This is a genomic window from Achromobacter insuavis (assembly GCF_902859645.1).
GTDB classification, from domain to species: domain Bacteria; phylum Pseudomonadota; class Gammaproteobacteria; order Burkholderiales; family Burkholderiaceae_B; genus Achromobacter; species Achromobacter insuavis.
The window spans coordinates 121,596-146,834 of record NZ_CADIJR010000003.1; the positions used below are offsets into that span (position 1 = coordinate 121,596).

General features: G+C 62.6%; 26 protein-coding genes. 9 read left to right on the forward strand and 17 right to left on the reverse strand.

Translation table 11 applies throughout. From position 1 onward, the window contains the following. Positions 1 to 3: 3 nt before the first annotated feature. From H0523_RS03520 to H0523_RS03545, 6 genes are read right to left on the reverse strand one after another with little or no spacing between them, the layout of a single operon-like run. Positions 4 to 1,173, reverse strand: coding sequence for an acyl-CoA dehydrogenase family protein (locus H0523_RS03520; protein WP_054428372.1), 1,170 nt, complete (start codon positions 1,171 to 1,173; stop codon positions 4 to 6). 28 nt (positions 1,174 to 1,201) lie between these two features. Further along, on the reverse strand, positions 1,202 to 1,948 hold the full coding sequence (locus H0523_RS03525; protein WP_054428371.1) for an SDR family NAD(P)-dependent oxidoreductase: 747 nt from the start codon (positions 1,946 to 1,948) through the stop codon (positions 1,202 to 1,204). A gap of 2 nt (positions 1,949 to 1,950) precedes the next feature. Beyond that, positions 1,951 to 2,721: an enoyl-CoA hydratase/isomerase family protein gene (locus H0523_RS03530; RefSeq protein ID WP_054428370.1), complete on the reverse strand. Its 771-nt coding sequence runs from the start codon at positions 2,719 to 2,721 to the stop codon at positions 1,951 to 1,953. A 7-nt stretch (positions 2,722 to 2,728) separates the two neighbouring features. Then, positions 2,729 to 4,405: a class I adenylate-forming enzyme family protein gene (locus tag H0523_RS03535; RefSeq protein WP_054428369.1), complete on the reverse strand. Its 1,677-nt coding sequence runs from the start codon at positions 4,403 to 4,405 to the stop codon at positions 2,729 to 2,731. A gap of 28 nt (positions 4,406 to 4,433) precedes the next feature. Continuing rightward, positions 4,434 to 5,213, reverse strand: coding sequence for an enoyl-CoA hydratase-related protein (locus H0523_RS03540; protein WP_054428368.1), 780 nt, complete (start codon positions 5,211 to 5,213; stop codon positions 4,434 to 4,436). 42 nt (positions 5,214 to 5,255) lie between these two features. Continuing rightward, positions 5,256 to 6,488, reverse strand: coding sequence for a CaiB/BaiF CoA transferase family protein (locus H0523_RS03545; RefSeq protein WP_054428367.1), 1,233 nt, complete (start codon positions 6,486 to 6,488; stop codon positions 5,256 to 5,258). A 171-nt stretch (positions 6,489 to 6,659) separates the two neighbouring features. Between H0523_RS03545 and H0523_RS03550 the strand changes: the two genes are divergently transcribed. The 3 genes from H0523_RS03550 to H0523_RS03560 all read left to right on the forward strand — a co-directional run bounded on the left by H0523_RS03550 (position 6,660) and on the right by H0523_RS03560 (position 10,817). Next, positions 6,660 to 8,318, forward strand: coding sequence for a sigma-54 interaction domain-containing protein (locus H0523_RS03550; RefSeq protein WP_054428366.1), 1,659 nt, complete (start codon positions 6,660 to 6,662; stop codon positions 8,316 to 8,318). Between the two features lie 293 nt (positions 8,319 to 8,611). Then, positions 8,612 to 9,871 carry a CaiB/BaiF CoA transferase family protein gene (locus H0523_RS03555; RefSeq protein ID WP_054448035.1) on the forward strand — a complete coding sequence of 420 codons (1,260 nt, stop codon included), beginning with the start codon at positions 8,612 to 8,614 and terminating at the stop codon, positions 9,869 to 9,871. Further along, positions 9,861 to 10,817, forward strand: coding sequence for a Bug family tripartite tricarboxylate transporter substrate binding protein (locus H0523_RS03560; protein WP_076409397.1), 957 nt, complete (start codon positions 9,861 to 9,863; stop codon positions 10,815 to 10,817). The genes H0523_RS03555 and H0523_RS03560 overlap by 11 nt, the downstream gene beginning before the upstream one ends. Positions 10,818 to 10,940: 123 nt before the next feature. Here the strand turns inward: H0523_RS03560 and H0523_RS03565 are convergent, their stop codons facing one another. From H0523_RS03565 to H0523_RS03575, 3 genes are all read right to left on the reverse strand, one after another. Continuing rightward, positions 10,941 to 11,429: a DUF6644 family protein gene (locus H0523_RS03565; RefSeq protein ID WP_108914246.1), complete on the reverse strand. Its 489-nt coding sequence runs from the start codon at positions 11,427 to 11,429 to the stop codon at positions 10,941 to 10,943. Beyond that, a complete protein-coding gene (locus H0523_RS03570) occupies positions 11,429 to 11,962 on the reverse strand; it encodes a DUF6152 family protein (protein WP_127185445.1) in 534 nt (177 codons plus the stop codon). The genes H0523_RS03565 and H0523_RS03570 overlap by 1 nt, the downstream gene beginning before the upstream one ends. Before the next feature lie 135 nt (positions 11,963 to 12,097). Then, complete coding sequence (locus tag H0523_RS03575) at positions 12,098 to 12,736, reverse strand: LysR family transcriptional regulator (protein WP_081397570.1); 639 nt, start codon at positions 12,734 to 12,736, stop codon at positions 12,098 to 12,100. Between the two features lie 221 nt (positions 12,737 to 12,957). Between H0523_RS03575 and H0523_RS03580 the strand changes: the two genes are divergently transcribed. The 3 genes from H0523_RS03580 (at position 12,958) to H0523_RS03590 (ending at position 15,860) form a co-directional block, all read left to right on the forward strand. Further along, positions 12,958 to 13,683 (forward strand): RibD family protein, encoded by a 726-nt coding sequence (locus H0523_RS03580; RefSeq protein WP_054428365.1) that lies wholly within the window; start codon positions 12,958 to 12,960, stop codon positions 13,681 to 13,683. 47 nt (positions 13,684 to 13,730) lie between these two features. Then, the gene (locus tag H0523_RS03585; RefSeq protein WP_197286504.1) at positions 13,731 to 14,876 is read left to right on the forward strand and encodes an MBL fold metallo-hydrolase; all 1,146 of its coding nucleotides are present in this window, start codon (positions 13,731 to 13,733) and stop codon (positions 14,874 to 14,876) included. Between the two features lie 444 nt (positions 14,877 to 15,320). After that, positions 15,321 to 15,860 (forward strand): JAB domain-containing protein, encoded by a 540-nt coding sequence (locus tag H0523_RS03590; protein ID WP_054460692.1) that lies wholly within the window; start codon positions 15,321 to 15,323, stop codon positions 15,858 to 15,860. 51 nt (positions 15,861 to 15,911) lie between these two features. Here the strand turns inward: H0523_RS03590 and H0523_RS03595 are convergent, their stop codons facing one another. Then, entirely contained in the window at positions 15,912 to 17,399 is a 1,488-nt protein-coding gene (locus H0523_RS03595; RefSeq protein WP_054448037.1) for a tyrosine-type recombinase/integrase, read from the reverse strand. Between the two features lie 356 nt (positions 17,400 to 17,755). Here H0523_RS03595 and H0523_RS03600 point away from each other — a divergent pair, with 356 nt between their 5' ends. Beyond that, entirely contained in the window at positions 17,756 to 18,292 is a 537-nt protein-coding gene (locus H0523_RS03600; protein ID WP_054428361.1) for a hypothetical protein, read from the forward strand. Here H0523_RS03600 and H0523_RS03605 read toward each other — a convergent pair. After that, complete coding sequence (locus H0523_RS03605; RefSeq protein ID WP_054428360.1) at positions 18,255 to 18,776, reverse strand: hypothetical protein; 522 nt, start codon at positions 18,774 to 18,776, stop codon at positions 18,255 to 18,257. The two genes, H0523_RS03600 and H0523_RS03605, sit on opposite strands and share 38 nt — an antisense overlap. 204 nt (positions 18,777 to 18,980) lie before the next feature. On the opposite strand from H0523_RS03605, the gene H0523_RS03610 reads away from it, so the two are divergent. Further along, positions 18,981 to 19,457 carry a carboxymuconolactone decarboxylase family protein gene (locus H0523_RS03610; RefSeq protein ID WP_054428358.1) on the forward strand — a complete coding sequence of 159 codons (477 nt, stop codon included), beginning with the start codon at positions 18,981 to 18,983 and terminating at the stop codon, positions 19,455 to 19,457. Here H0523_RS03610 and H0523_RS03615 read toward each other — a convergent pair. The 3 genes from H0523_RS03615 to H0523_RS03625 all read right to left on the reverse strand — a co-directional run bounded on the left by H0523_RS03615 (position 19,438) and on the right by H0523_RS03625 (position 20,929). Then, positions 19,438 to 20,040, reverse strand: coding sequence for a LysE/ArgO family amino acid transporter (locus H0523_RS03615; RefSeq protein WP_054428356.1), 603 nt, complete (start codon positions 20,038 to 20,040; stop codon positions 19,438 to 19,440). The two genes, H0523_RS03610 and H0523_RS03615, sit on opposite strands and share 20 nt — an antisense overlap. 121 nt (positions 20,041 to 20,161) lie before the next feature. Continuing rightward, positions 20,162 to 20,413 (reverse strand): BssS family protein, encoded by a 252-nt coding sequence (locus H0523_RS03620; protein ID WP_054428354.1) that lies wholly within the window; start codon positions 20,411 to 20,413, stop codon positions 20,162 to 20,164. 291 nt (positions 20,414 to 20,704) lie between these two features. Continuing rightward, positions 20,705 to 20,929: an HP1242/YdcH family protein gene (locus tag H0523_RS03625; protein WP_054428352.1), complete on the reverse strand. Its 225-nt coding sequence runs from the start codon at positions 20,927 to 20,929 to the stop codon at positions 20,705 to 20,707. A 257-nt stretch (positions 20,930 to 21,186) separates the two neighbouring features. Here H0523_RS03625 and H0523_RS03630 point away from each other — a divergent pair, with 257 nt between their 5' ends. Then, positions 21,187 to 22,332, forward strand: coding sequence for a sterol desaturase family protein (locus H0523_RS03630; protein WP_054428351.1), 1,146 nt, complete (start codon positions 21,187 to 21,189; stop codon positions 22,330 to 22,332). Positions 22,333 to 22,348: 16 nt separating this feature from the next. On the opposite strand, the gene ycaC is transcribed toward H0523_RS03630, so the two are convergent. From ycaC to H0523_RS03645, 3 genes are all read right to left on the reverse strand, one after another. Then, positions 22,349 to 22,972 (reverse strand): isochorismate family cysteine hydrolase YcaC, encoded by a 624-nt coding sequence (gene ycaC / locus H0523_RS03635; RefSeq protein WP_054428349.1) that lies wholly within the window; start codon positions 22,970 to 22,972, stop codon positions 22,349 to 22,351. 119 nt (positions 22,973 to 23,091) lie between these two features. Continuing rightward, the gene (locus H0523_RS03640; RefSeq protein ID WP_054429197.1) at positions 23,092 to 24,063 is read right to left on the reverse strand and encodes a LysR substrate-binding domain-containing protein; all 972 of its coding nucleotides are present in this window, start codon (positions 24,061 to 24,063) and stop codon (positions 23,092 to 23,094) included. 99 nt (positions 24,064 to 24,162) lie between these two features. Continuing rightward, positions 24,163 to 25,098: an AraC family transcriptional regulator gene (locus H0523_RS03645; RefSeq protein ID WP_054428348.1), complete on the reverse strand. Its 936-nt coding sequence runs from the start codon at positions 25,096 to 25,098 to the stop codon at positions 24,163 to 24,165. Between the last annotated feature and the right edge of the window lie 141 nt (positions 25,099 to 25,239).

The following is a 25,239-nucleotide window of genomic DNA, read 5'->3' on the forward strand; positions in this document are numbered from 1 at the left end:
GGACTACTCCTTGGTCAGAAAGCTGCGGCCGATGAGTTGGCGGTGGATCTGGTTGGTGCCTTCCCAGATCTGGGTGATCTTGGCGTCGCGCATCAGGCGTTCGACGCGATAGTCCTTGCAGTAGCCGTAGCCGCCCAGCAGCTGCACGGCCTCGGTGCTCATGCGCATCGCCAGGTCGGTGGCCTTGAGCTTCAGGATCGAGGCCTCCATGCCTATGTCGTCGGCGCGGTTGTCGACCATGCCTGCGACGCGCCACAGCCAGGCCTCGCAGGTCGCCAGCTCGGCCGCCAGGTCGGCGACCAGGAACTGGATGCCCTGGAACTCCAGCACACGACGCTTGAACTGGCGCCGCTCGTTGATGTAGGCGACGGCGTCCTCGAAGGCGGCGCGCGCGATGCCCAGCGCATGCGCGGCCACGCTGGGCCGCGAGCGGTTCAGCGAGGTCAGCAGGATGCGCAGGCCGTCGCCCGGCTCGCATAGCAGGTTGGCGCGGGGGATGCGGCAGTTCTCGAAAGCCAGCGTGGCGGTGCTGGAGGCGCGGGTGCCCATCTTGTCCTCGGTGCCGACTACCGTCAGGCCTGGCGCGCCCTTTTCGACGATGACCGCGCTGATCGCCCGCTTGGCATCGTCGATGCCGGCCCACTTTCCGAACAGCAGGTAGACGTCGGCCACATCGCCGTTGGTGATGAAGGTCTTCTGGCCGTTGATGACGATGTCGTCGCCCCGGGGCTCGAAGCGGGTGCGCATGCCCGTGGCGTCGGAACCGGCCGAGGGCTCGGTGATGACCAGCGAGGCCAGGCCGCCTTCGGCGATGCGCGGCAGGAGGCGTTGCTTCTGTTCCTCGTTGCCGAATTCGATCAAGGGTTTGATGGCATGGAAATTGGTGGCCCAGACGATGCCGGTGGAGGCGCAGGCCGCGGAGATTTCGCGCACACAGGCCAGATAGCAGGAATAGGACAGCGGCGAGCCGCCATAGGCTTCGGGAATGAACATGGCGTTCAACCCCAAGGCGTTGATGTCGGCCACGTTGTCGTGGGGGAAGGCGCCGCTGCGGTCCAGTTCAGCGGCCCTGGGCGCGATGCGCTCGCGCGCCAGCTCCCGCACCGAGTCGAGCAGCATGGCTTCTTCGGGGCTCCAGGGCATGGAGGCGTCCAGGCGTTGCAGTACGTTCATTGATTGCTCCTAGCTGCTTGGGCGGGGCTCAGACTATCAGGCTCTGGCCGCCGTCCAGATAAATGGTCTCGCCAGTCAGAAAGCGCGAGCGCAGCGAGAACAGCATGGCCACCGCGTCGGCGACTTCGGCGGCTTCGGCTGGACTGCGGCGCGGAATGCGCTTCTGCAGGTGTTGGGCCAGCGGTCCGCTGGTCATGTACTCGCGGTTCAGGCTGGTCATGACGTAGCCCGGCGCCAGATTGACGACCTGGATGTCGTCGGCCGCCCATTCCACAGCCAGGCAGCGCGTAATGGCGCCCACCGCCGCCTTGGATGCGCAGTAGGACAGATTCTTCTTGACGCCCAGCTTGTCGTAGAACGAGCCCATGTTGACGATGACGCCGCCGCCGTTGGCCTGCAGCAGCGGATAGGCGGCCTGGCTGGCCATGAGCACGGACGTGGCGTTGCTGCGCATCAGGGATTCAAACGCCGCGGGCGCCAGCGTGGCGGCCGCGCCGTCGGTGTGCTGACCGGCGTTGTTCACCAGGCCGGCGATGCGGCCTGAGGCGCGTTCGGAGACTTCGGCGAATGCGCGCTGGATCTGCGCGGCGTCGCCGACGTCGCAGGCCACGGCATGCCAGCGGGCGCGCAGCGCTTCAGGCACGTCCGCCAGTTCAGGCGCCTGGCCCGAGCGCGACAGGCAGGCGACCCGAAAGCCGGCGCGTGCGAGAGAGAGAGCGATATCGGCGCCGATGCCGCGGCTGGCGCCGGTGACGACGATGGTGGATTCAGGCATGGTCATGCATCCTTGAAGCAGGGGGGGCGTTTTTCGAGAAAGGCCTGCATGCCTTCGGCGGCGTCGGCGCTGCGATAGGCCAGGGTGGAAAGGTCGCGTTCGATGCGCAGCCCGAGCTCCAGCGACGTCTGCATGCCGCGCTGGACCGCCTGGCGGGCGAAGTCGAGCGCGTGCAGGCCGTGCTGGAGCATCGGCGCGAGATAGGCCGCGCCGATGGCCGCGGGCTCGCCTTCCTCCGCGATCTGGTTCACCAGGCCGATGCGCTCGGCTTCATCGGCCTTCACCGTCCGGCCGGACAGGATGAGTTCGAGCGCGCGCCCTTCGCCCACCAGCCGGGGCAGGCGTTGCGTCCCGCCGTAGCCGGGAATGAGGCCCAGCTTGACCTCGGGCAGGCCCATGCGGGCTGCGGGCGTGGCGACGCGGAAGGTGCAGGCCAGCGCCAGCTCCAGGCCGCCGCCGAAGGCATAGCCGTGGATCACGGCAACCGAGGGGATGCGCAGCTGGCTGATGCGTTGGAACACTTCCTGGCCCAGGCGGGCGCCTTCATGCTCGTCGCGCAGCGTGCGTCCCACCAGCTCCGGGATGTCGGCCCCGGCGCAGAAGGCCTTGGAGCCGGCGCCTGTGATGACCAGTCCGCGCGCTGCCGAGGCCGACACGCGTTCGACGGCCAGGTCCAGGTTCCGCAGTTGTTCGAAGCTGAGCGCGTTCAGCGCCTTCTGCCGGTCCAGGGCCAGCACGGCGATGCCGCCCGGCAGGGTTGATTCCTGAATCATGCGTGTCTCACTTGGTATTCGTGGCGGCGCCTTGCCAGCGCACGGGGATGGGCGCGATCTTTTCGTCCTTGACCCAGTCCATCAGCGCACGCTTGAGGATCTTGCCGCTGGCGGTCATGGGAAAGCTGTCCAGCAGGATGTAGTACTCGGGCATGTCGTACTTCGACAGGCCGACCTCGTTGAGGTGATGGAGGATTTCGTCGGCCTGCGGTGAGCTGCCGGGCTGGGGGACGATGGCCAGGCACACCATCTCGCCTAGCCTTGGGTCCGAAACGGCGAAGGCGGCGGCCCGCAGCACCTGCGGGTGGCGATGGGTGAGGTCCTCGATGCGCGCGGGGTGGATGTTGTGACCGCCCCGGATGATCAGGTCCTTCTTGCGCCCGACGATGCGCACGTTGCCCTCGGCGTCCTGCACGCCCAGATCTCCGCTCATGAACCAGCCAGAGGCGTTGAACGAGGCTTCGGTGGCTTCCTGGTTGCTGTAGTAGCCCAGCATTAGGAGGCCGCCGCGTCCGCCGATCTCTCCGATTTCTCCCGGCTCGGCTTCGGCGTCGGGATCCTCCTGTTTCCAGATGCGGATCTCATAGCCCTTGCAGGCTTGTCCGCAGGTGCCCACGATGACGCCGGTGGGGGCGTCGGGCAGTGTGTACTGGTGCGAGCCGTTCTCGGTCATGCCGTAGACGTTCTGCGGCTTGACGCCGATGTGCAGGAATTTCTCCGCCAGTTCCTGGGGGATGGGCGAACCGGCCATGTAGAAGGCCTGCACCTCGCCCAGCCTGTCCAGCCCGCGGCGCTTCATTTCCGCCAGCAGATCCATGGCATGCGTGGGCACGCCCATGACGTAAGTCGCCTTGCAGGTTTGCAGCCAGTCCAGCGGCGCCAGTCCAGCGGCCGGATCGTGCAACGCCAGCTCCATGCCGGCCACCAGCATCTGCTCCAGCGCCACGGTGCCGATGTGATGGCTCATGGGGCTGAGGCTGAGAGCGACGGTATCCTGGGTGTGGTGCCAGTCGCGCACCAGCGCCCGGCCATTGGCCAGCAGCGTGTTATCGCTGTGCATCACACCCTTGGGGGCGCCGGTGGTGCCGGAGGTGAAGGCCAGGTAGGTGATCTTGTCCGGGTTGAGCACCGGAGGAGTCCGCACGGGCGGCAGGTCGGCGGCGTCGGGGAAAGGATGGGCCCCCGGGGGCAGCGGCATGTCCGGCCGCGGCAGGGCGTAGAAGCGCTTGAGGCTGGGTATCTCGTGCGCCAGCGCGAAGATGTCCTTCTTGTCGGCATCCGCGCCATAGCCGACGGCGGCGAACAGGGCGCGGCAGTACATGCGCCGTGCCAGCTCGACCACTTCGGCCACGGTGTAGTTCTGGTGCAGCGATGGGCAATAAACATAGCCGCCGCGGGAGCAGGCCAGGAACAGGATGACGGTCTCGGCGCGGCTGGGCAGCCAGGCCGCCACCCGGTCGCCCTGCCGCAGTCCGGCCCGGTGCAGGCTCTCGGCCACGCTGTCGACGTGCTGGAGCAGCTGGCTCCAGGTCAGGCGCCGGTAAGGGTCGCGCAGGGCATAGGCGTCGGGCCGCTCGCGCGCGTGATGGCGGGCCAGCGTGTACAGGGTGTCCTGCTGCCAGATGCCGGACAGGTAGTACTGGCGGGCAGCGTGCGGGGTCTGCAGCGTAAGTAGGGTGTTCATATTGGGTGTCTCGTTGCGGCAAAGCGTCTCAATGACCGAACTTGCCGGCGTCCGGCGCGCGCTTTTCCGCGAACGATGCCGCCAGTTCGTCATGTTCCGAGGTGTCGAGGTAGCCGCGCAGCAGCAGGTCGTGCGCCATGCGCGAAAGGCCGCCCACGCCGCCATGGCGCGCATTGAAGGCGCCCTTGATCGAAGCCAGCGCGAAGGCGCCGCGGTCGGCGATCTTCAGGGCATGCTCCATCGTGGCCTGGCGCAACTCTGCGGCCGGTACGACCCGGTTGATCAGGCCCATTTCCACGGCTTCCTGCGGCGAGATCTTGGGGTTGCTGTACCAGATGTCCTTGGCCCGCTTCTTGCCGACCAGGTCTTCCAGATACCAGGTGCCGTAACCGGCGTCGAAGCTGCCGACCATGGGGCCGACCTGACGGAACATGGCCTTGTCCGAGGCGATGGTGATGTCGCAAACCATCTGCAGCACATTGCCGCCGCCCACGGCGTAACCGTTGACAGAGGCGATCACAGGCTTCTGCAGGCGGTCGATGCTTTCGTACATGTCCAGCGTCGGCAACACGCCTGCGTAGAGCTGGCTGTCCTGCATGCCGTCCTTGCGTCCGCCCAGGCAAAAGAAGCGGTCGCCGGCCCCGGTGATGACGAGCACGCGGGTGCGCGTTTCGCGCCGGACCGCGTTGATGCAGTCGCGGATCTCATGGCACATCGTTTCGGTGAACATGTTTCCGTCGTCGGGACGGTTCAGCGTCAGAATGCCGACGGGGCCTTGCTCCTCGTAGAGGATGTCCTGGAACTCCATGGTGCTGTCCTTGATCTGTGGGGTTATCGAGAATGGAATGGGTCAAATCACGCCGCGCTCGCGCAGCGCGTCGATGCGCGGACCGGCGTATCCCAGCCAGCCGCGCAGGACGTCGTCGGTGTCTTCGCCCAGTGCGGGCGGAGACTTGCGGTGGACATGCTGGGAGCCGTCAAAGCCTATGCCCAGCCCCACCTGAGGAATGGCGCCGTTGGAGGCGCGGGCGCGATAGATCAGGCCCTTGTCCAGCAGGTCCGGGTCTTGCGCCACCTGGTCCAGCCGGTTGATGGGGCCGGCGGGAATGTTGTGCTCGGCGAACAGCGCCAGCCAGTGCGCGCGCGGCTGCGTGCGCAACAGCTCGGCGATGTGCATCACGATGGCCTCCCGATGCGTCCTGCGGTGCGCATTGCTGGCAAACTCCACACGCGCGCCAAAGGCCGGATCTCCCACGGCCTGCCAGAAGCGCTGCCAGATCCTGTCGTTGCCCAGTCCCAGCGACAAGGGGTCATCGGCCGTATCGAAGACCTGGTAGATGGCGATGACCGAATCTTTGCCGCCCGAGCGCCTGGGCAGCTCGCCGGACCCCAGATAAGGCAGCAGCCGTGGCGAGACGAAGCGCGTCATGCTCGACTGCATAGAGATGTCGATCTGCGTGCCGCGGCCATGCTGGCCGCGCGCGATGTAGGCTGCTAGTACCGCCAGCGCCAGGTCCTGGCCGGCCAGCAGGTCGGCGGCCGGCGTGCCGACTTTCTGCGGCGCGGATTCCAGTTCGCCGGTCAGGTCCATGATCCCGGCGTAGCCTTCGGCGATCAGGTCGTAGCAGGGAAAATCGCTGCGCGGACCCGTCAGGCCGAAGCCGGTGAGCGAAGCATGGATCAGCGCCGGGTAGGCGGCTTTCAGGCTGTCATAGTCCAGGCCCAGCTTGCGCTGCACGCGGGGCACCATGTTCAGCACCAGCACATCGCTTTGCACCAGCAAGCCATCGAGGACTTCGCGCCCTTCGGGCTGCGACACGTCCAGCGTGAGGCTGTGCTTGTTGCGGTTGACGCTGAGGTACCAGAGCGAGACGTCCTGCAGAAAGGGCGGGCCCCAGGCGCGCGTGTCGTCTCCGGTGCCGGGCTTTTCCACTTTGAGCACGGTCGCGCCCAGGTCGGCGAGCAGTTGCGTCGCGTACGGACCGGCAATCGAGGTTGTCAGGTCCAGGACGCGCAACGGCGCCAGCAGTTCCAGGCCGTTTTTTTGCGAATCCGCGTAGGGCAGGTTTTCTTGCGGTGTCATCTGTCATCCAGGGGGGAAGTCACGTGGATGACATCAAGCAAGTTTCGTGCCATCTTATAAAAAGGGAGTGCAGCTGGGCTGGCCACGCCTATGGATACGTCCTGAAGCGGTGGGTGTCTTCGGCGCAAACACTTTCCCAAAAACACGAAATCACTCGGAGACACAGGCGTCATGGAAAACGAGATGCGCGGCGTCGTGGTGCTGGACGCCAGCGGCAAGGTGTGCTTTGCCTCGGGGATCGGCTCCGACTCTGGACTGCTGCGAGATCTGTCCAAGCGCTGGGCGGCGCGCACCTTGCGGCCCATCCCTTCCAGCTTCGCGCTCGAGCACCTGGACGAGCCGCTCAGCGTGCTGCATGTGGCCACGCCCGAGGCGGCGTGCTTCCTGGTCAGCAGTCACGACGACGCGGACCCGCTGTTCAATTTCGTGGCCAGCGTCGACTTCGCCGGCGATATCCTGCGGCATCTCATCACCAATCCGTACGGCGCGATCAACGTGGTCGATGCACAAGGCACCTTGCGCTACATGAGTCCGGTGCACGAAAAGTTCTTCAAGTTGTCGCGCGGCGAAGGCGTGGGTCGGCCGGCGCGCGAGGTCATCGAGAACACGCGGCTCGACAACGTGCTGCGCAGCGGCAAGGCCGAGATCGGCCAGACCCAGGAGATGCACGGCACCACGCGGGTCGTGAGCCGCACGCCCATCTTTGATCGCCAGCGCCGCGTGGTCGGCGCCATCGGCCAGGTCATGTTCAAGAGCCCGGACGCGCTGCAGAAGATGAGCGCCGAGATTTCCCGGCTGCGCAAGGAGGTGAACTTCTACAGGCGTGAACTATCCAGTATGGACCGACCGAATCGCGGCCTGGATGCGATCATCGGCGACAGCGAACCGGTGGCGCGGCTGAAGGAACAGATCGTCAAGATCGCGCCCTTGGATGTGCCCGTGCTGCTGTTGGGCGAAAGCGGCGTGGGCAAGGACGTGGTGGCGCATGCCATCCATATGCTGGGTCCACGTGCCAGTGATCCCATGGTGGTCATCAACGCGGCGGCGCTGCCTGTTTCCCTGGTTGAAAGCGAACTCTTCGGCTACGAGAGCGGTGCGTTCACGGGCGCAGATCGCAAGGGCAGGCCCGGAAAGTTCGAACAGGCCGATGGCGGGTCGCTGTTCCTGGACGAGATCGGCGACATGCCTCTGGAAGTGCAGGTGAAGCTGTTGCGGACCTTGCAGGACGGCACATTCCAGCGTGTTGGAGGCGAGTCGCTGCACCGCTCGAACTTCCGCCTCATCTCGGCCAGCAACCGCGACTTCCATCACATGCTGGACAGCGGCGCCTTCCGTCTGGACCTGTTTTACCGCATCAGCGCCGTTACCTTGCGCCTGCCGTCCTTGCGCGAGCGCCTGGAGGATATTCCCATGCTGGCGGGTGCCTTCCTAAAGCAGTTCGCGGATCGGCACGGCCTGCCCCTCAAGGAGATTGAGCCGGCTGCACTGCGCTTCCTGCAGTCTCTGCCTTGGCCAGGCAACGTGCGCCAGTTGCAGCACGCCATCGAACGCGCCGCCATTTTCTGCGACGACGATGCGATCCGGGTGGCGGATTTCGAGATGGCGGGCGAGGCGCGCGACACCTATCACCTGGATACCGTGCGCGTGGCCAACGTGGCGCCGCGCGACGGCTCGATGAAGGAGGTCAAGGACCGCATGGAGGCAGATCTCATCGTGGAGTATCTACAGCGATTTCACGGCAATAAGAAGAAGGTTGCGGAAGCGCTGGGAATTTCGCGATCCTATCTATACAAGCGGCTGGCCGAGATCAACGAACAACCGGACAAGTAATTGTTCGCCTGGACACCCTAGGGATAACCACCTACCGCACGGGGAGTTGATCGTTTCACCCTCTAGCCAATAGGGGAGGAGCGCCGCTAGCCGCATTAACACTGGTTGGGATGGTGGCGACGAGACCTTTCGCAAGGCGACGACATCTGCAATGTAGCTGCAGAAGGCAGTTGTGAAGTTGTTGACGCCATCCTTCCAAAAGTGTCGCGCGCGCCTTCGTCGTAAAAATGGATAGTCAGACGGTGGCACGCCTTTTGCTTGAAGATCTGATCTCATCAATGTAAGAGGCGAATATGGCAACTATTGCCGGGAAGAACGAGAGAATAGATAGTCGCCCGCTCGCGGGAATTCGAGTGTTGGATATGACTCGGGTGTTCTCTGGGCCTTGGGGAACACAGATCCTTGGCGACTTGGGCGCAGATGTTATTAAAGTTGAACAACCTGGTAGAGGCGACGATCAGAGGCGCCTTGGCCCCCCGTTCTTGGTGGACGGTCAAGGAAAGCCTACCGACGAGTCCAGTTACTATCTCAGCGTCAACCGCAATAAGCGCTCGGTCGCGTTGGACATCAGCACACCCGAAGGACAGAAGGCCGTTCAGAAGCTAGCGGAAAAGTGTGATGTTTTTGTCGAAAACTTCAAGGCCGGTGGCCTCGCCAAGTACGGGCTAGATTACGTCACCATTTCCAAGATAAACCCTCGCATCATCTACTGCTCGATAAGTGGGTTTGGGCAGACCGGTCCTCGTAAGCATCAGATGGGCTACGACACAGTGATGCAGGCAATGTGTGGCCTCATGAGTGTTACGGGCAAGCCGGACGAGGAGCCTGGAGGTGGGCCACTGAAAGTTGGGCTAGTAATGTCTGACATGATGGCCGGAACCTACGCCGCTCTGGCGATTCAGGCTGCCCTCTATGCGAGAGATACTCGCAGCACCGAGGGCCAATACATCGACATTTCGATGTTCGATGCGCAGTTGGCGGCGATGTCTCACCAAGCCAGTCATTACCTCGTTTCCGGCGTAGTGCCCGGTCGGTTCGGTAACGGTGCCCCCTCGGTATCACCTTCCTGTTCGTTCGCCTGTGCAGACGCCAGCATTGTCATAGTCACGGGTAACGACGCTCAATTTCGCCGTCTTTGCGAAGTCCTCGATCTCGCAGAGCTGATGGATGACGAGCGCTTTAGGACAAACAGCGCACGAGTCACAAACCGTGCTCCGCTTTTGGAAGCGATACAGGCTACGCTACGCACGAATACCAAGGCCCATTGGCTGATGGCGCTTGAGCGCGCTGGTCTGGTGGCGGGCCCTATCAATACGCTCGCTGAAGCGTTGGCAGATCCACAGACAAGCGCGCGCGCAATTGTCCGTCACGTCAAACACGTTAGCGGTGGCGTTGTGCCCTTCATAGCGTCACCGATGCGCATGTCCGCGACACCCCTCGAGCACTACAGCTCGCCTCCAACATGTGGCCAGCACACCGAAGAAGTGCTGCAGGAATTGCTGGGCTTGTCCTTAGAAAATCTTACGTCAACAGGAAGCAAGCATGAAGCTTAGGATCATTCTCGCAATATTGACTACTGCCATTTTTCCATTCGTTGTAACGGCGCAGAATATCTCAACACGGATCATTGTGCCGTTCGCGCCCGGCGGGGCTACAGACCTCGTGGCGCGCGATCTGGCCGGCAGACTTACCGTTATGTGGAATCAGCCGGTAGTGGTGGAAAATAGGCCAGGAGCGGCTGGCACCATTGGTGCACGGCAGGTTTCGACAGCAGCCCCCGATGGACGTACGCTATTGATCGTTGCGAGTGGACACGCGATAAATGAATTGGTGTATGAGAAACTGCCGTACCGCACCGTTGAGGACTTTACGCCGGTTGCTAAAGTAGTCGACGTGCCGAATGTGCTGCTGGTGCCGAAGAATAGCCCGTACCAGAATGTTATGGAAGTGGTTGCCGCATCGAAAGCCGATCCGAGCCTGTTATCTTACGGAACTTCCGGCAAGGGAACGTCTGTGCATCTGTCAGGTGAGCTGTTCAATTCGATGAGTGGTGCGAACATCGAGGCTATCTACTTCAAAGGGGACGCTGAATCGCTCACTAATGTAATGGGCGGACACGTGCCACTCAGCTTCAACACGGTTCCGGGCGCCAAGGAGCAAATCGACGCCGGAAATGTCAGGGCGATCGCAGTTACGTCGCGCACGCGCGTGCCCGTGCTCAGCAGCGTCCCTACGATAGCCGAATCTGGGGTGTCTAACTACGAAGTCAGTACATGGTTCGGTATTCTTGGGCCAAAAGATATGGATAGGGCTCTGGTCAAGAGGATCAACGCAGATATTCGCATTGCCATGAATGCTCCCGAGATCGTTAAGAAATTACGCGATCGAGGCATGATTGTCAGCGTCGGGACGCCTTCCGACTTCGATCAGTTGATTCGCGCTGAAATTAGCAAATGGCGGCCGGTCGTAACACAATTGGGCCTGCGTGGGAAAAACTGAGTGGGGCACGCGAGCGCGCTGCGAACTCTCGTTCGCTCCGTTGATGCGTACAGATTCCATCAGAAGCTGAATGGAAATGGGCGACCCCATCGTAGTGTGGAAATAGGCCGCCCTCAAGCATGTTCAGTACGCTAGGAAGCGCCCAGCGAAGATCACGCCAGTCCATGAAAGTGCAGATACTTTTGCCGCCAGTTTTGCTGGCGTCGGGGGACTTGCGTCGAAGTCCCATTTTTCGACGGTTCGGTAAATGCCTTTGTGAAAGACGGCAATATTGATGCCAGCAATAGCGATGAGTCCGAATTTCCATGGTGCTGCCGGACTTTCACCGACAGCCATCGCAATAGCCACGAACATCGCGATTCCGGTACAGAGGACGACCGCAAATCCAATGTGGCACACGGGAAGCAGATACCGGGTCGTTACAGTCACCGGGACGACCTTGCGAGCGATCCCAAGCGACCGTAGATCCACGACAAGGGCAGGACCTACCAAGATGCTAATTCCCACGACGTGAAGGCTCATGAGGATGGGATACAGATAGGGCGTTGTTCGTATTGCCTCACCAAGGCCCGAGCGCTCAATGGAGCTGAGGATATCGACGAGCATCCGCATCACTGACTGTGCTGATTCGATGCGGGCTCTGGCTGCTGTGGCAGCGAAGTCAACTGCTGCCAAACGCCCTGGCCGTTACTAAGCCAAAAGATCATCGGACGCAGTTCCCGATCCTGGCTGGAATTGAGAAAACCCACCACTTCAAGTTTCTCGCCAACTTTCAAGGGGCGATCCAGACCCCAGCGCTCCATCCAGCCAGGGCCGGCGAGTACCAGGCGCAGTTCCTTTTGCTCCCCTCCATAAGGGCGAGCAGACGCCATCGTTGCGCGAGCACTCGACTCATCCGCTCCGGGAGGAAGGTCGCGCTCTTTCCAATTCGTGGGAAGTTTCGTGCTCTCGACTTTGAGCCGAACTTCGCTGTGCGGATTGCCCCAGCGCACATATGTGATGGTGCCGGAGGCGAAATACGCATAGCGTGTGTCGAACGAACTCCACCCGTGATGTGCTGACGCTGGCGATGCAAGAATAAACAACAGAGCGATGGATGAAAGCAGCGTAAAGAATGCCGCGGCTCTGGTGGTGAAATTGACCATGATCGGACCCCAATCTTACGAGGATGAATCCCAGCGGCATTGGACAAATGCAGCACCGTGACTGTTCCCACTGGACGGAAAACATAACTTTAAGTGCGGACATCCTTGCGCACTAGACGCAGAGACTGATTACACCTATGAGTAAAGCTCATTGGTGTATCTTGTAATCCTGAGATACTGAAGATCGGCAGTTGCCATTACGCGACCACGCGGCCCTCGACCGGGTAGCCAGGGTCGGTGTAGCCCGGCGTGGAAGCCCTTCGTCGCCACAAGGGCGAAACGCATATCAGGGCCGACCCTGACCGCGATCGTGTCCTGCGCCAGTGACTCGCCGAATCGCACGCCCGCGTCGTAGCGATCCGCCGCAATGTCGCTCATGGTGTAGTTGCTGACCAATTCAACCTTGGTGTCGGGGTACTTCGGAAGGAACTTCAGCAGCTTTGGCCAGAGGATTGTCTTGATCGCATAGTCCATCGCCGTGATGCGGATGGTTCCGCTGGGTTTGTCCCGAAACTCGCTCAATGCCTGGACTTGGGTATCGATCTCGGCCATTTGCGTCGAGATGTTCTGGTACTGCCGCTCGCCGGCCTCCGTAGGCGAGACATTGCGGGTCGTCCGTGTCAGCAGTCGAATGCCGAGATTGGTTTCTAGCATTCGGATGCTATGGCTCAACGCCGACTGAGAGACACCCAATCGAGCAGCCGCGCGAGTGAAATTGCCTTCACGGGCGACGGTCACGAAGGCGAGCAAGCCGCTGTAGTTGTCACGAGGCATTCATGAAACTATTTCATGGGCGTATTATGATTCTACCAGCTTATCGCGCTACTGATCTCTTGCCACAATATCAAGAACTTCACTGTTCAGCAGCACTGGCGTGCCTTGGCTAATCCATGCCCTCCAGGTCCGGGGGCGGTACCCCTTGCGCAAGCCCGCCGCTGGAATCAACCATTGATGGATGCCTGTCTTGTCCTGCATTCGTCGAATCGAGAAGGCACATGCGCCCGAAAATCATCTGTCACATGATCGGCTCCATTGACGGCAGACTCCTGTCCGATCGCTGGACCCCACTTCCCGAAGGAGCGGAGGTAAACACCATCCTCACGGTCTATGACGAAGCCGCACAACGGTTGAACGGACAGGGGTGGATTGTCGGCCGCAAGACCATGGCCGATATGATCAGTGGGACCGCCCGCTCGCATGGCGCTTTCGACACGTCATGCGACCGCAGCACCTACATCGGGAATCGCGGGGAACGCGCCGTCGCGGTTGCCGTCGATCCTTCCGGAAAGCTCAACTACGGCACGGATCATGTCGGGGCCGAGCACCTGGTGGCGATACTGGGTAAGCAGGTATCGGACGAGTACCTGGAAGAGCTGCGCAACGACGGGGTATCCTATCTTTTCGCCGGCGCCGACGGCCAGGACCTGCACTCAGCCATGGCGACGCTTGGCGATGAATTTGGCATCGAGACCGTGCTCCTGGAGGGAGGTGGCACGATCAACGGGGCGTTCCTCAAAGCCGATCTGATCGATGAGATTAGCTTGTTGGTGTATCCCGGCATCGATGGGCTGGCCGGAATACCCAGCATTTTCGAGTACCACGGCGCATCGGCCAATGAATTGCCTGCGGCCGGGCGCACTCTGCGCCTGCTATCCGTTGAAACCCTTTCTGCCGACATCGTATGGATACGCTATGCCGTCGATAGACGGGCTGTTGCGTAGTCCCCCGGGTTGTGGTGGACCACAGGGTGGGCTTGGAAGGCGACAAGATGAGAAATCCAACGATTCGCACAATGAGGTCATGGCCGCGCACATGGCTCCGCGCGGCATTCATCGCGGTCAGTGCTCTGGCGATCAGCGCGTGCGCGTACCTCCAGCACCCGAAGTTCGGGAAGTTGCCAGAAGGGGCGGATCTGGCTCGCATCGAGCGATCCCCGAACTACGTCAATGGTGAATTCATGAACCTTGTCGAGACGCCGATGTTCACCGAGGGCGCCAGTTTCACGTCGGTGCTGCTGGGGAATCTGTTTTCGCAAGCGGAGGGCAGACGGCCGGACAAACCCATCCCCACTGTCAAGACGGACTTGAGGGCACTGGACATCGAACGCGACACGGTGGTTTGGCTAGGTCACTCGTCCTACTTCGTCCAGTTGGGTGGCAGGCGACTGTTGATCGATCCGGTTTTCAGCAGCTATGCGGCTCCAGTGCCCGTCTCCAATCGAGCGTTTCCAGGCACTGGCATCTATACCGCGGAGGACATGCCTCCCATCGACTACCTGCTCATCACTCACGACCATTGGGACCATCTGGATTGGGCCAGCGTGACGGCCTTGCAGGACAAGGTGAAGAACGTCATCACGGCGCTTGGCGTTGGTTCGCACCTGCGGTACTGGGGCTACCCCGCCAACCAGGTCCACGAAGGTGACTGGTTCGACACCATTGCCTTGGAAGCCGGCTTTCTCGTGCATGTAGTGCCTGCGCGGCACTTCTCTGGACGCCTGCTGACCCGCAACAAAACCTTGTGGGCTGGATTCGTCCTGGAAGCTTCGGGAAAGCGTTTACTGTTCGGTGGCGACAGCGGTTACGGCCCCCACATCGCCGCCATCGCTGCCAAGTTCCCGAGCTTCGATCTGGTGTCTCTGGACAGCGGCCAGTACGACAGGCGCTGGGCTTACCTGCACATGACGCCGGAGGAGACCGCCGATGCCGCAGAGTTGTTGCGTGCCAAGCTGCTGCTGCCTGCTCACGTTGGGCGCTTCGCCATGGGCGTCCATCCTTGGGATGACCCATTCAAACGTATCGCGGCAGCCGGTGCGAATCGAGATTTTCGCCTGCTGATGCCGCGGATCGGCGAGCCTGTTTGGCTTGATGGCTCGACACAGCATTTCAGCGAGTGGTGGGCATGCGCAGACTGAGAGCTTTATGTTTAGCGACAAGCAGAAATCCTGCTCTACCACTCGGGTATGGCCACCATGGCCACCAATCACTTCTGCGGCGGTCGGCGGATTGCTTAAACTCGACGGCACACCGCGCGTCCTGGAGCCTGGCTTGGCGCAAGAGCTCGGCTGCGTATTATCGGCATTTTTCGACCGCAGGTTTGTCTACGACCGCGGTCGATGGTTGCTGGACGCAACGCGGGAAGTTCCCCAGGCCTCAATCGATGGCGTCCCGCAGACGACTCGTCAATGCAAGGCTGCGGGAAATCGTCGCCATGGGTTCTACGGAATGTGCATTGCCCATTGTGCAGGGATGAAAGCCGATTGGAGCCTCCGCTCCTAGCCAGTATTTGGCACCTCCATCTGTTCACGACCAAGCGTGAATGGGTTGATAGGCAACCCTCGCTTTTGGAGGAGAAAGCAATGCAGCTAAGTTTCAGTAGTGTGTGGGCAAGCAAAAGGCACGTGCAGAAGGTTGTCCAAGGCGCACCGGTGGTGCGTGAGGCGGGCGGCCTCTATCGAGCCGCGACGCCTGAAGAGTTGCTAAGTGCGGCGGCGCTGCAATTGGAGGGGGCACTGGGTAGCCGCTTGCCAGTGACTAAGCCATCGGCTGCCATCGACTATATCGTGACCCGGCTGGCGCTGTCAGACGTCGAGGTATTCGGCGTAATGTTCCTTGATGCGCAGTTGAGAATGATCGCCTTCGAGGAGATGTTTAGAGGTACGCTGTCGGAGACCAGCGTGTATCCGCGCGAGGTCGTCAAGGCCGCGATTCGGCATAACGCGCATTCCATCTTGATTGCGCACAATCATCCCTCGGGCTCGGCGCAGCCAAGCAGGGCGGATATTGAGGTTACGCGACGCTTGAAGGAAGCCGTGGGGCTGGTGAACGTTTCATTGGTCGACCATGTGATCGTGGCGGCGGGTAGCGGTCATTCGATGTCCAAGATGGGCGTGATCTAGTCCTGCCCTCATGCGTCCAACAGCCGAAGACCTAACGGTCTTCGGCCTTTTTTATGCCGCGAGTAGCTGCTTGGTGGTTAGCCGCTTTTGAAGCTCGGCCGGCGCCATCGCTCCCGAAAGCAGTCTTTCCAAATACTCGCCGAGCTTAGCCCATGCTGCTTGCTTCTCGTCGGCGTAGTCGTACAACTGGTAGTGGCGTCTGACACGGTTCTTGCCCGTGTGAATGGCGTGATTCTGGCAGCGGTCGATGATGTTTGGATCGATTCCCAGTGACTCCATGATTGTCGACCCCGTTCGTCGCAAATCATGAGGCGTCCAATTGCCGCTTTGGCCCTTGCCGAGCACTAGGGAGTTGTCCGAAGCGCGGCGTGCTTTGGACTTTCCGTTGAACATGGCTTGCCGATCTTTGATTTGCTTAGTAAAGGCCTGCTTGTACATCGGTTGGTCTACCTCCGCGTCATTGTCGCGGGAAGGGAGGAGCCAGCGGGATGATCCCGCCAGGCTGACGAGGGTCTCGAAGTGTTTGATTGCGAAGGGTGAAAGAAAAACCAGGTGGTCCCGCTTTTGAGATTTTCTGCCTTTGACGTTCGCCTTGGGAATGAACCAAGTGCCCTCTCTGAGATCGAGATGAGCAATTTCAGTGAGATGCAATTCACCTATCCGGCATAGCGTGCTCAAGCAGATCCAGGAAACTGCCTGCAACGCTTCGGAAGGAGGCTTCCTCTTTCGCTTGTCGTCTGAAGTGAGATACTGCTCCTCCAACTCGCGGTATCGGGTTTGGAGCTCGACTATCTCAATGGGTGGGAGAACGCGTTCGCGGACGTTATCCGGGTCGTAATCGTCTGCTAGGAGCACCCCCAGTTCAACCAGCTCGACCGGATTTCCCTCCGAAAGCAGCTTGCGCCACGGTTGGCGCTTCTCTGCCCAATGGAACATTTGACCCAGTATCTGGAAGGTCACCTCGGCCAGCCGATTGCAACCGCGGCCAACGATCGAGCGGATCACTCGCTCAATATCCTTCTCGCGAATTGATCGCACGGCAGTATCACCGATCAAGGGAAGCACGTCTTTTTCAACGATGCGCATCACTTCGGTGTTGCCGTCGGCCCGCTTTACTCCCGATTCCAACCAGCTTTTATACATCTCTCGGACCGAAAGGGCGTCGGTCGTGGCCGCCTCTTCAGCGGCGGTTACTGCGGCAGATTCAGCTGCCACGGCTTCCCGCGCCTGGGCTTTTTCCAAGTCGCGAACGGCTGACGGATTGCGGCCCGCCTTAATGTCCGCTCGCGCTTTGTTCCTAGCGGTGCGGATCTCGTCGAGTGTGCGCTCCGGCCATGAGCCGCAGTAGAATCTCTTGACCTTGTCGCCCAAGCGATAGGCATATCGCCACACCACGGCCATTGTGCCGCGCTGGATCCGGATCTCCCCAGTCAGGCCGTCTCCATCGGCCAGGTGATCGCCGGCCCATTCCGCCGGCACCGCTTCCAGTTCCTTGACGGTCCACCGCGCACCTTTTCCGCGTTTCGGGTATCTCGTCATAGTTCCTCAAATTTCTCCGTTCTTCTGTTCCAACCGCCATATGGGACAACATATGGGACAACATTTTTGCGGCTGTCAGCGTACATTAGCGAACGTCGACGAACAAGGAAATTCGTGGAAAGCCTTAGAAATCAGTCGGTTATTCGTTCGCTGGCGTTCGCTGGCGTTCGTGCGTTTCTAATTTGGGAGCAGAGGGTCGCGAGTTCGAATCCCGCCGCCCCGACCAATCCAATCAAGGCCTTGCAGGCATCCGTCTGCAAGGCCTTGCGCATTTGGGCGCGCGGCAGGCGTCATCGGCCCGTCATCCCGCATGCCTATATTGCCGTCGCATGAAAATACGGACGATATGGCGGCACATGCAGGCCCATCCTCGGACAACCTGGGTGGCCGTCCTCTGCCTGGTCTTCTTCGCGGGGCTGATCCTGCCGCGCATCTACGATATGAAGCTGCGCTTTCCCGGGCAGTCGGAGATACACATCACGGAAGGGCTCGCGACGTTCAAGTCCGTCGGCAAATCACGCGCGGCGTTGCTGGTGGTGGACGGGCAGGAATATGTCTGTGCGGGGCCGGCTTATGCAAGCCCCAATTGCTTCGTCGGTAAGGTCGCGCAGGTGCGTGAGGCGATGGAGGGGGAAAAGCTGAAGATCGTCTGGTTCAAGCAGTCGGTCTATCCGTTCTTCAGCAACCGGCGCGTCCTGTTGATGGAACACGACGGACGGCTGCTGGTGTCGCCGGATAAAGTCGTCGCGGATATCCGTCAGGGGCGGGAGGCCGCGCCCGCCGCCATGGTCTGGATCGGCTTCGGCCTGCTCCTTGCCTGCATGTTCATGGTCTGGGTCATCGACAAGGATGAGGCTAACGAGCGTGCGTATCGGCAGCAGGCGGACTCGTAGGCTTGTGTTCCTGGGGCGTGTCCTCGCGCGCCGCATACAGCCGTTGCAGCGAATCGCCCAGCGGGGTGATGAAGTCGTCCAGGCGCCAGCATTGCGACGCCTCGCGCTTGAGCACCAGGTGCACGACCTGCGGGGTGCGCGGGCCGCCGGGTTCCAGCACGAAGGGGTAGCGCATCGCCACGATCGCGGTGCCGCGGGTTTCTGATTCGGTCTCGAACACCGGTTTGCCTCCGATCTCGCCATCCTGCGCGCCGAGCCAGGGATCGTAGTCGAGATGGCCGACCTCGCCCTGGGCGTAGTTCCATTCGCGGCGCAAGGCCGCGTCGAAGGCCGGGGTGAACAGCGAGGGTTCGTAGCGGTCCGGCGCGACGTGGAAGTCGGCGTGCGCCTGCTGGAACGTGCGTGCCCACTCCGCCGGCGCCGGGCAGGCGGCGTGGGCGGGCCAGGCGAGAAGGGAAAACACCAGGGGCAGGAGGCGTTTCATGCGGGGGTTCCTTGTGTCCGGTCGAACCGTTGGCGCCGCGTGGCGGCGTGCTGTGCTGTCGCGCAGGATACTCCAGGCGCCGCCGGGGCTGGCGCCGCTCCGCGGCGACATGGCCCACGCCGGAACCCGGTTCTTGGATCTACCGCAAAACGCGGCGCGGGCGCAGCATGGAGCCTTCGACACACAGTTATCAGGACTTTCATCATGAGTCATCGCCTCGACTATGCCCAAGCCGCCCCGGAGGGCTACAAGGCCTTCGGCGCCGTTCACGCCTATCTGCGCCAATGCGGCCTGCCGGAGGCGCTGGTCAACCTCGTGTACCTGCGCGTCTCGCAGATAAACGGCTGCGCCTACTGCATCGACATGCACAGCCGCGACCTGCTCAAGCAGGGCGTGACGGTGGACAAGCTGGTGCTGGTGCCGGTGTGGCGCGAAGGCGGCGCGGTGTTCAGCGCCCGCGAACAGGCCGCGCTGGCCTGGGCCGAATGCGTGACGCGGGTGGCCGAAACGGGCGTGCCGGATGCCGACTACGCGGCCGCGGCGGCCGAATTCAGCGACAAGGAACTGGCGGACCTGACCTATGCCATCGGGCTGATGAATGCGTTCAACCGCCTGGGCGTCACGTTCCGCAATACGCCGGCCGCCGCCCGCAAGGCCGCCGTCACGGCCACAGCAGCTTGACCGCGATCGCCAGCATGGCCAGGCCGACCAGGGCATCCAGTATCCGCCAGGCGGTCTGGCTGGCGAACACCGGCCGCAGCAGGCGGGCGCCGAAGCCCAGCGTGAAGAAAAAGGCGAACGAGGCCGTCATGGCGCCCAGCGCGAAGGCCACCTTGCGGCCCTCGTACTGGCTGGAGATCGAGCCCAGCAGGACCACGGTATCCAGGTAGACGTGCGGGTTGAGCCAGGTGAAGGCCAGGCAGGTCGCCAGCGTGGCGCCCAGCCCGGCGGCCTGGCGCGACGATGGCGTCAGGCTGCCGTGGTTGCGCAGCGCCGAGCGGAAGCTGCGCGCCGCGTAGGTCAGCAGGAACAGCGCGCCGCCGTAGCGCAGCACCGGCTCCAGCCAGGGCAGGGCGTTCGACGCCAGGCCGAAGCCGGCCACGCCCGCGGCGATCAGCACGGCGTCCGACACGGCGCAGACCAGGCAGACGGCGAAGACGTGTTCCTGGCGCAGGCCTTGCCGCAGGACGAAGGCATTCTGCGCGCCGATCGCGAGGATCAGGCTGAGGCTGAGGAAAAAACCGGGGAAAAAGGCGCTGGTCATGTCGTACCCTGAATCAAGGGCGACAGACTAGCGGTTGCAGTGTAATTAGAGAATCTAAAGATCCTAATCTATCTTTAGCAATCCTGAAGATTGGGTGGCGGCGTCATGGCGCCGCCCCGGCTCAATGGCGCGGGCCGCCCTGGCCGGGCTGCAGCTTGGCGAGCTGGGCCTGTAATGAATCGAGCAACAGTTGCAGTTGCTCGGAAGTCACGGCATAGACGCGGCCTCGTTCGCTGCGCGTGGCGGCCGCGGGCGATGGGTCGGTCAGGAAGTCCAATCGCAGCAACAGTGAATCGTGTTCCACCAGCGGCATCATGGCCCAGCCGGTCACTGGCGATACGGCCTCGCCTGCCTTGAAATCTCTGTCTTGCACCTTGGCATCCTGTTCACGCGGCCGACGGGCGGCCGTATGCCGCGATTTTATTTATTCAGCTTAATGTCAGCAAGTGCGCCGGAACGGGCAGTGCGCGAGGGCGGCGGGGCCGGGATCGCATGGCGGCCCAAGCCGACCGGGGAAACGCGGATCCTGTTGCCGGACTCATTCACCCGCGGAGCGGCGTGGTGGCCGAAACTCGGACCGAGCGATGAGCGCTGCGTGGGAGGCGGGCAACAAAAAGGCGCCCGTGGATGGGCGCCTTGTCGCAGGGGAATCCGTGAAGCCAGGCTAGCCGGCGTTCTGATCCGCCGCGCGCAGCAGGCTGTAGAGCTTGTCCTTGAGCAGCAGCTTTTCCTTTTTCAGGACTTCGACGTTGGTGTCCGAGGCCGGCACGATGCCCGCCTCCATGTTCTTGATTTCCTGGTCCAGGTCGTTGTGGCGTTGGAACAGGGCGGAGAAATGTCCGTTTTCGGCTTTCAGGCGGGTAATCAGTTGGCGATACTCAGGGAACATGACGGCCTCTTGCGTGATCCGGTTGAAGGGGGGCTGCGCGGGGCCGGCGGGCCGGCCCGTAAATGAGCTGTCGGTTCCATGACAGCGCAATGGCCCTTCAAAGTCAACCCGACGCGGCCGCGGCGGTGCGCGAGAATTGACACGGCGCAAGGGGGGGGCGGGCGAAGATCGGTTGGTCTTATCTCCTCACGTTTCTTTACATGGCTTTTGGAGGCGGGGGATACACTCGCTTCCCCGTGGTCTGCCATAAAAGTGAAATGAATCAGCGCGCGTCCATCCATCGCCGGGTCCTGGACTTGTTCAAGCAGGACGGCCGCATCCACCCGGGCACCGGGATGATCACTGGCGTGATCGCGCTGTTCCTGGCGATCCTGTCGGTCCTGGGCGTCTTGGCATTCCATTTTCCGGCGTATCTGACGACGCCCGAACTGCGCACCTTCTATACCGTCGACGCGATGCGCACGCTGTTGTTCGCGGCGTTGCTGGCGTCCGGCACCATCGCCCTGACCAACATCGTGTTCGGCCGCCAGCGCTGGCTCAATATCGCCGCGTTCGTGCTGGTGTGCGGCGCGGTCGCCGCCGGCGGCAGCCAGGTGGTGGTGACCACGTCCAATACCGGCCACCATCCCTACCTGGGCCTGGACTGGTTCATCCTCGACCTGCTGGCCTCCAGCACCGTGTTCATCATCTTCGAAAAGCTGTTCCCGCTTTATCCGGGGCAACCGGTGTTCCGCGGCGAGTGGCAGGTGGACATGAAGCACTTCCTGTTCAACCACCTCTCGGTGGGCGCGGTGCTGCTGTGCATCAACTTCTTCGTGCACCGGCTGTTCTCGTGGGCGGCGTACGAACCGCTGCAGCAGGCGATCCAGTCGCTGCCGTATCTGGCCGAGCTGTTCGTGGCGGTGCTGGTGGCCGACCTGGTGCAGTACGCCGCGCATCGCGCGTATCACGAGGTGCCGTTCCTGTGGCGCATCCACGCGGTGCACCACAGCACCCGCACGCTCGACTGGCTCGCCGGCTCGCGCCTGCACATCGTCGAGCTGCTGATCACGCGCGTGGCGGTGCTGGGCGTGCTGTTCGCGCTGGGCTTCTCCAAGCCGGTGCTGGACGCCTACATCATCATCGTCGGCTTCCAGGCCGTGCTGATCCACTCGAACGTCAAGCTGCCGTGGGGCTGGCTGCGCTACATCATCGTGACGCCGGACTTCCACCACTGGCACCACTCGTCGGACACCGAGGCGATCGACCGCAACTACGCGGCCCACCTGTCGTTCATCGACTACCTGTTCGGCACCGCGGTGCGCGGCACGGGCAAGCGCCTGCCGGAGAACTACGGCATCCTCGACAACGACATGCCGGGCACGTTCCTGGCGCAGCAGGCCTACCCCTTCCGCAAGAAGTAGGCCCGCGCGTCGCGGTTTACTTGCCCTTGGTGGCCGAGTAGGAGGCCATCAGGTTGCGGTAGTCGGGAATGTGGTTGGCGAACAGCGTGCCCAGGCCCTCGATGTCATTGCGCCAGTCGCGATGCAGTTCGCAGGCCACGCCGAACCACGACATCAGTTGCGCGCCGGCCTGTTCCATGCGGCTCCAGGCGGCGTTGCGGGTCACTTCGTTGAAGGTGCCCGAGGCGTCGGTCACCACGAACACGTCGAAGCCTTCCTCCAGCGCCGACAGGGCGGGGAAGGCCACGCACACTTCCGTCACCACGCCGGCGATGATCAGTTGCTTCTTGCCGGTGGCCTTGACCGCCTTGACGAAGTCCTCGTTGTCCCAGGCGTTGATGTTGCCGGGGCGGGCGATGTACGGCGCTTTGGGGAATTTGTCCTTGAGTTCCTGCACCAGCGGGCCGTTGGGGCCATCCTCGAAGCTGGTGGTCAGGATGGTGGGCAGCTTGAAATAGGCGGCCAGGTCGGCCAGCGCCAGCACGTTGTTCTTGAACTGGTCGGGCTGGAAGTCGCGCACCAGGGACAGCAGGCCGGCCTGGTGGTCCACCAGCAGCACCGCTGCTTCGTTCTTGTCCAGCTTCACGTAGGGTTTGGTCATGGCTTTGCTCCGTTGGGGGATGGCGGGCCGGTGGCCGCCGGGGTGGGGTAACCGAGAGAGCCTTCATCCTAAATACAAGCCGAATACATCGGTAGTACACCTAACTGATCCGCAGCGTTCTATTTTTCGGACGATGCCTGTGGCAGCCATGACAGCGGTGACGCGTGCCGCTGCTGGGTCGACGCCTCCTGCTCGGCAATCCGGTCATATTCGTCCGCCATGAAGTCCAGCAGTTCGCGCACCGCCGGCAGCAATCCCCGGCGCGAGGGAAACACGGCGTGCACGTTGCCCTGCTCGGGCTGCCAGGGGCCGCCGACGTTGACCAGGCGCCCGGCATCCAGCTCCTCGTGGATCATCAGGAGCGGCAGCGCCACGATGCCCACGCCGCGCAGGGCGGCCTGTTTCAGCGCCAGCATGTCGTCCGTCACCAGCCTGGGCGAGAACGGCACCTCGACGCGCGCGCCATCGACGCCATCCAGTTTCCAGCGGCATTCGCGCTGTTCGACGCCCAGCGCCAGCGTCGGCATCTGGCCGAGCAACTGCGGATCGGCGCCGGCGGGCAGGCTGCGGGCCAGCTCGGGGCTGGCCACCAGGCATTGGCGGCCGATGCCCAGATGCTTCATCACCAGGTCGCTGCTCTCGATGGCGCCGAAGCGCACCCGGACCGCCAGGTCATAGCCCTCGCGCAGCACGTCCACGGGGCGGCTGAAGCTCTTCAGGTAGACGTGTACCTTGGGGCACTTTTCCATGAACCGCGCTACCACGTCGCCCAGGAAGTAGTAGATCAGCGCGGGCGGCGCGCTCATGCGGATCGTGCCTTGCGGCTCGGCGTGGGTGCGGTCGATGACGTCCTGCGCCGCTTCGGCGCCCGCCAGCATGGACAGGCATTGCTCAAAATACTCCTGGCCCAGTTCGGTGACGGCGAAGGTGCGCGTCGAACGCTGGATCAGCCGCACGCCGAGCCGCTCTTCCAGGAGCGCGATGCGCCGGCTGAGGCGGGACTTGGGGATGTCCAGGGCGCGTCCGGCCGGCGCGAAGCCGCCGTTGCGCACGACTTGGACGAAGTAGTAGAGATCGTTCAGGTCTTGCATGGGCGCGCCGGCCTCCGCGATGGGCAATCCCCAAGCATATCGCCGATTGCGGCCGAGCCGGCCATCGCCGCGAGATGGCGGCGGCCGTGCGCCGGAGGATCAGGCAGCCGCCAGCGCCTCGTCCTTCCAGCGTTGCTTGTCGCGCAGGGGCGGGGTGCCGAACAGGCGGCTGTATTCGCGGCTGAACTGCGACGAGCTCTCGTAGCCCACGGCGTGGGCGGCCAGCGCCACGCCGGCGTCGTCCGTCAGCATCAGCCGGCGCGCCTCCTGCAACCGCAGGTGCTTCTGGTACTGCAGCGGACTCATGGCCGTGGCTTGCTTGAAATGATGGTGCAGCGACGACACGCTCATGTGGACGTCGCGGGCGATTTCCTCGACCCGTAGCGGCAGGGCGTAGTTGTCGCGCAGGATGCGGATGGCCTTGGCGACGCGGTTGAGCTGGCTGTCCTGCAGCACCGTCTGGCGCAGCACCACGCCCTGACCGTTCATCAGCAGGCGGTACAGCAGCTCGCGCTTGATCATCGGCGCCAGGATCGGGATGTCGCGCGGCGTGTCCAGCAGCCGCAGCATGCGCAGCATCACGTCCAGCAGCGTGCCGCCGAGCGGGTTGATGCACAGCGCGCGCGAAGATTCGGCCGGCACCAGCGGCGGCAGGTTCTCGTCGCTGATCAGCTCGGTGATCTCTTCGGGATTCAGGTCCAGCCGCAGCCCCAGGTAGGGCAGGGTCGGGCTGGCCACGGACACCTTGGCCACCACCGGCAGGTCGACCGACGAAATCAGGTAGTGGAACGGGTCGTACTCGTAGGTCTCCTCGCCGATCAGGATCCGTTTGGAGCCTTGGGCGATGACCGCCAGCGCGGCCTTCTGCAGGCCGGGCTTGGGGCCGGTCGGCTGTGACAGGCGGTGCAGGAAGAGGCCCTCGATGGGCGTGTCGAGGGAACCTTCCAGCGTGCCGGTCATGCGTTCCAGCAGGCACAGCAATTCGTGCCGGGCGGGCTCGAAGACGGGATTGGGGGTGTGGTCGGCGGGAGGCATGGGCGGGCTCCGGGCAAGGCGGCCTGGCGCGCGCGTGGCGCGGGCCGCCGGAGAATCAGGCGATGTCGAGTGTAGACCCAGGCAGAACTTGTGCGGGCGTGTGTCGAGCGGAGTGCGGAGAAATAGGCAAAAAATGCGGAG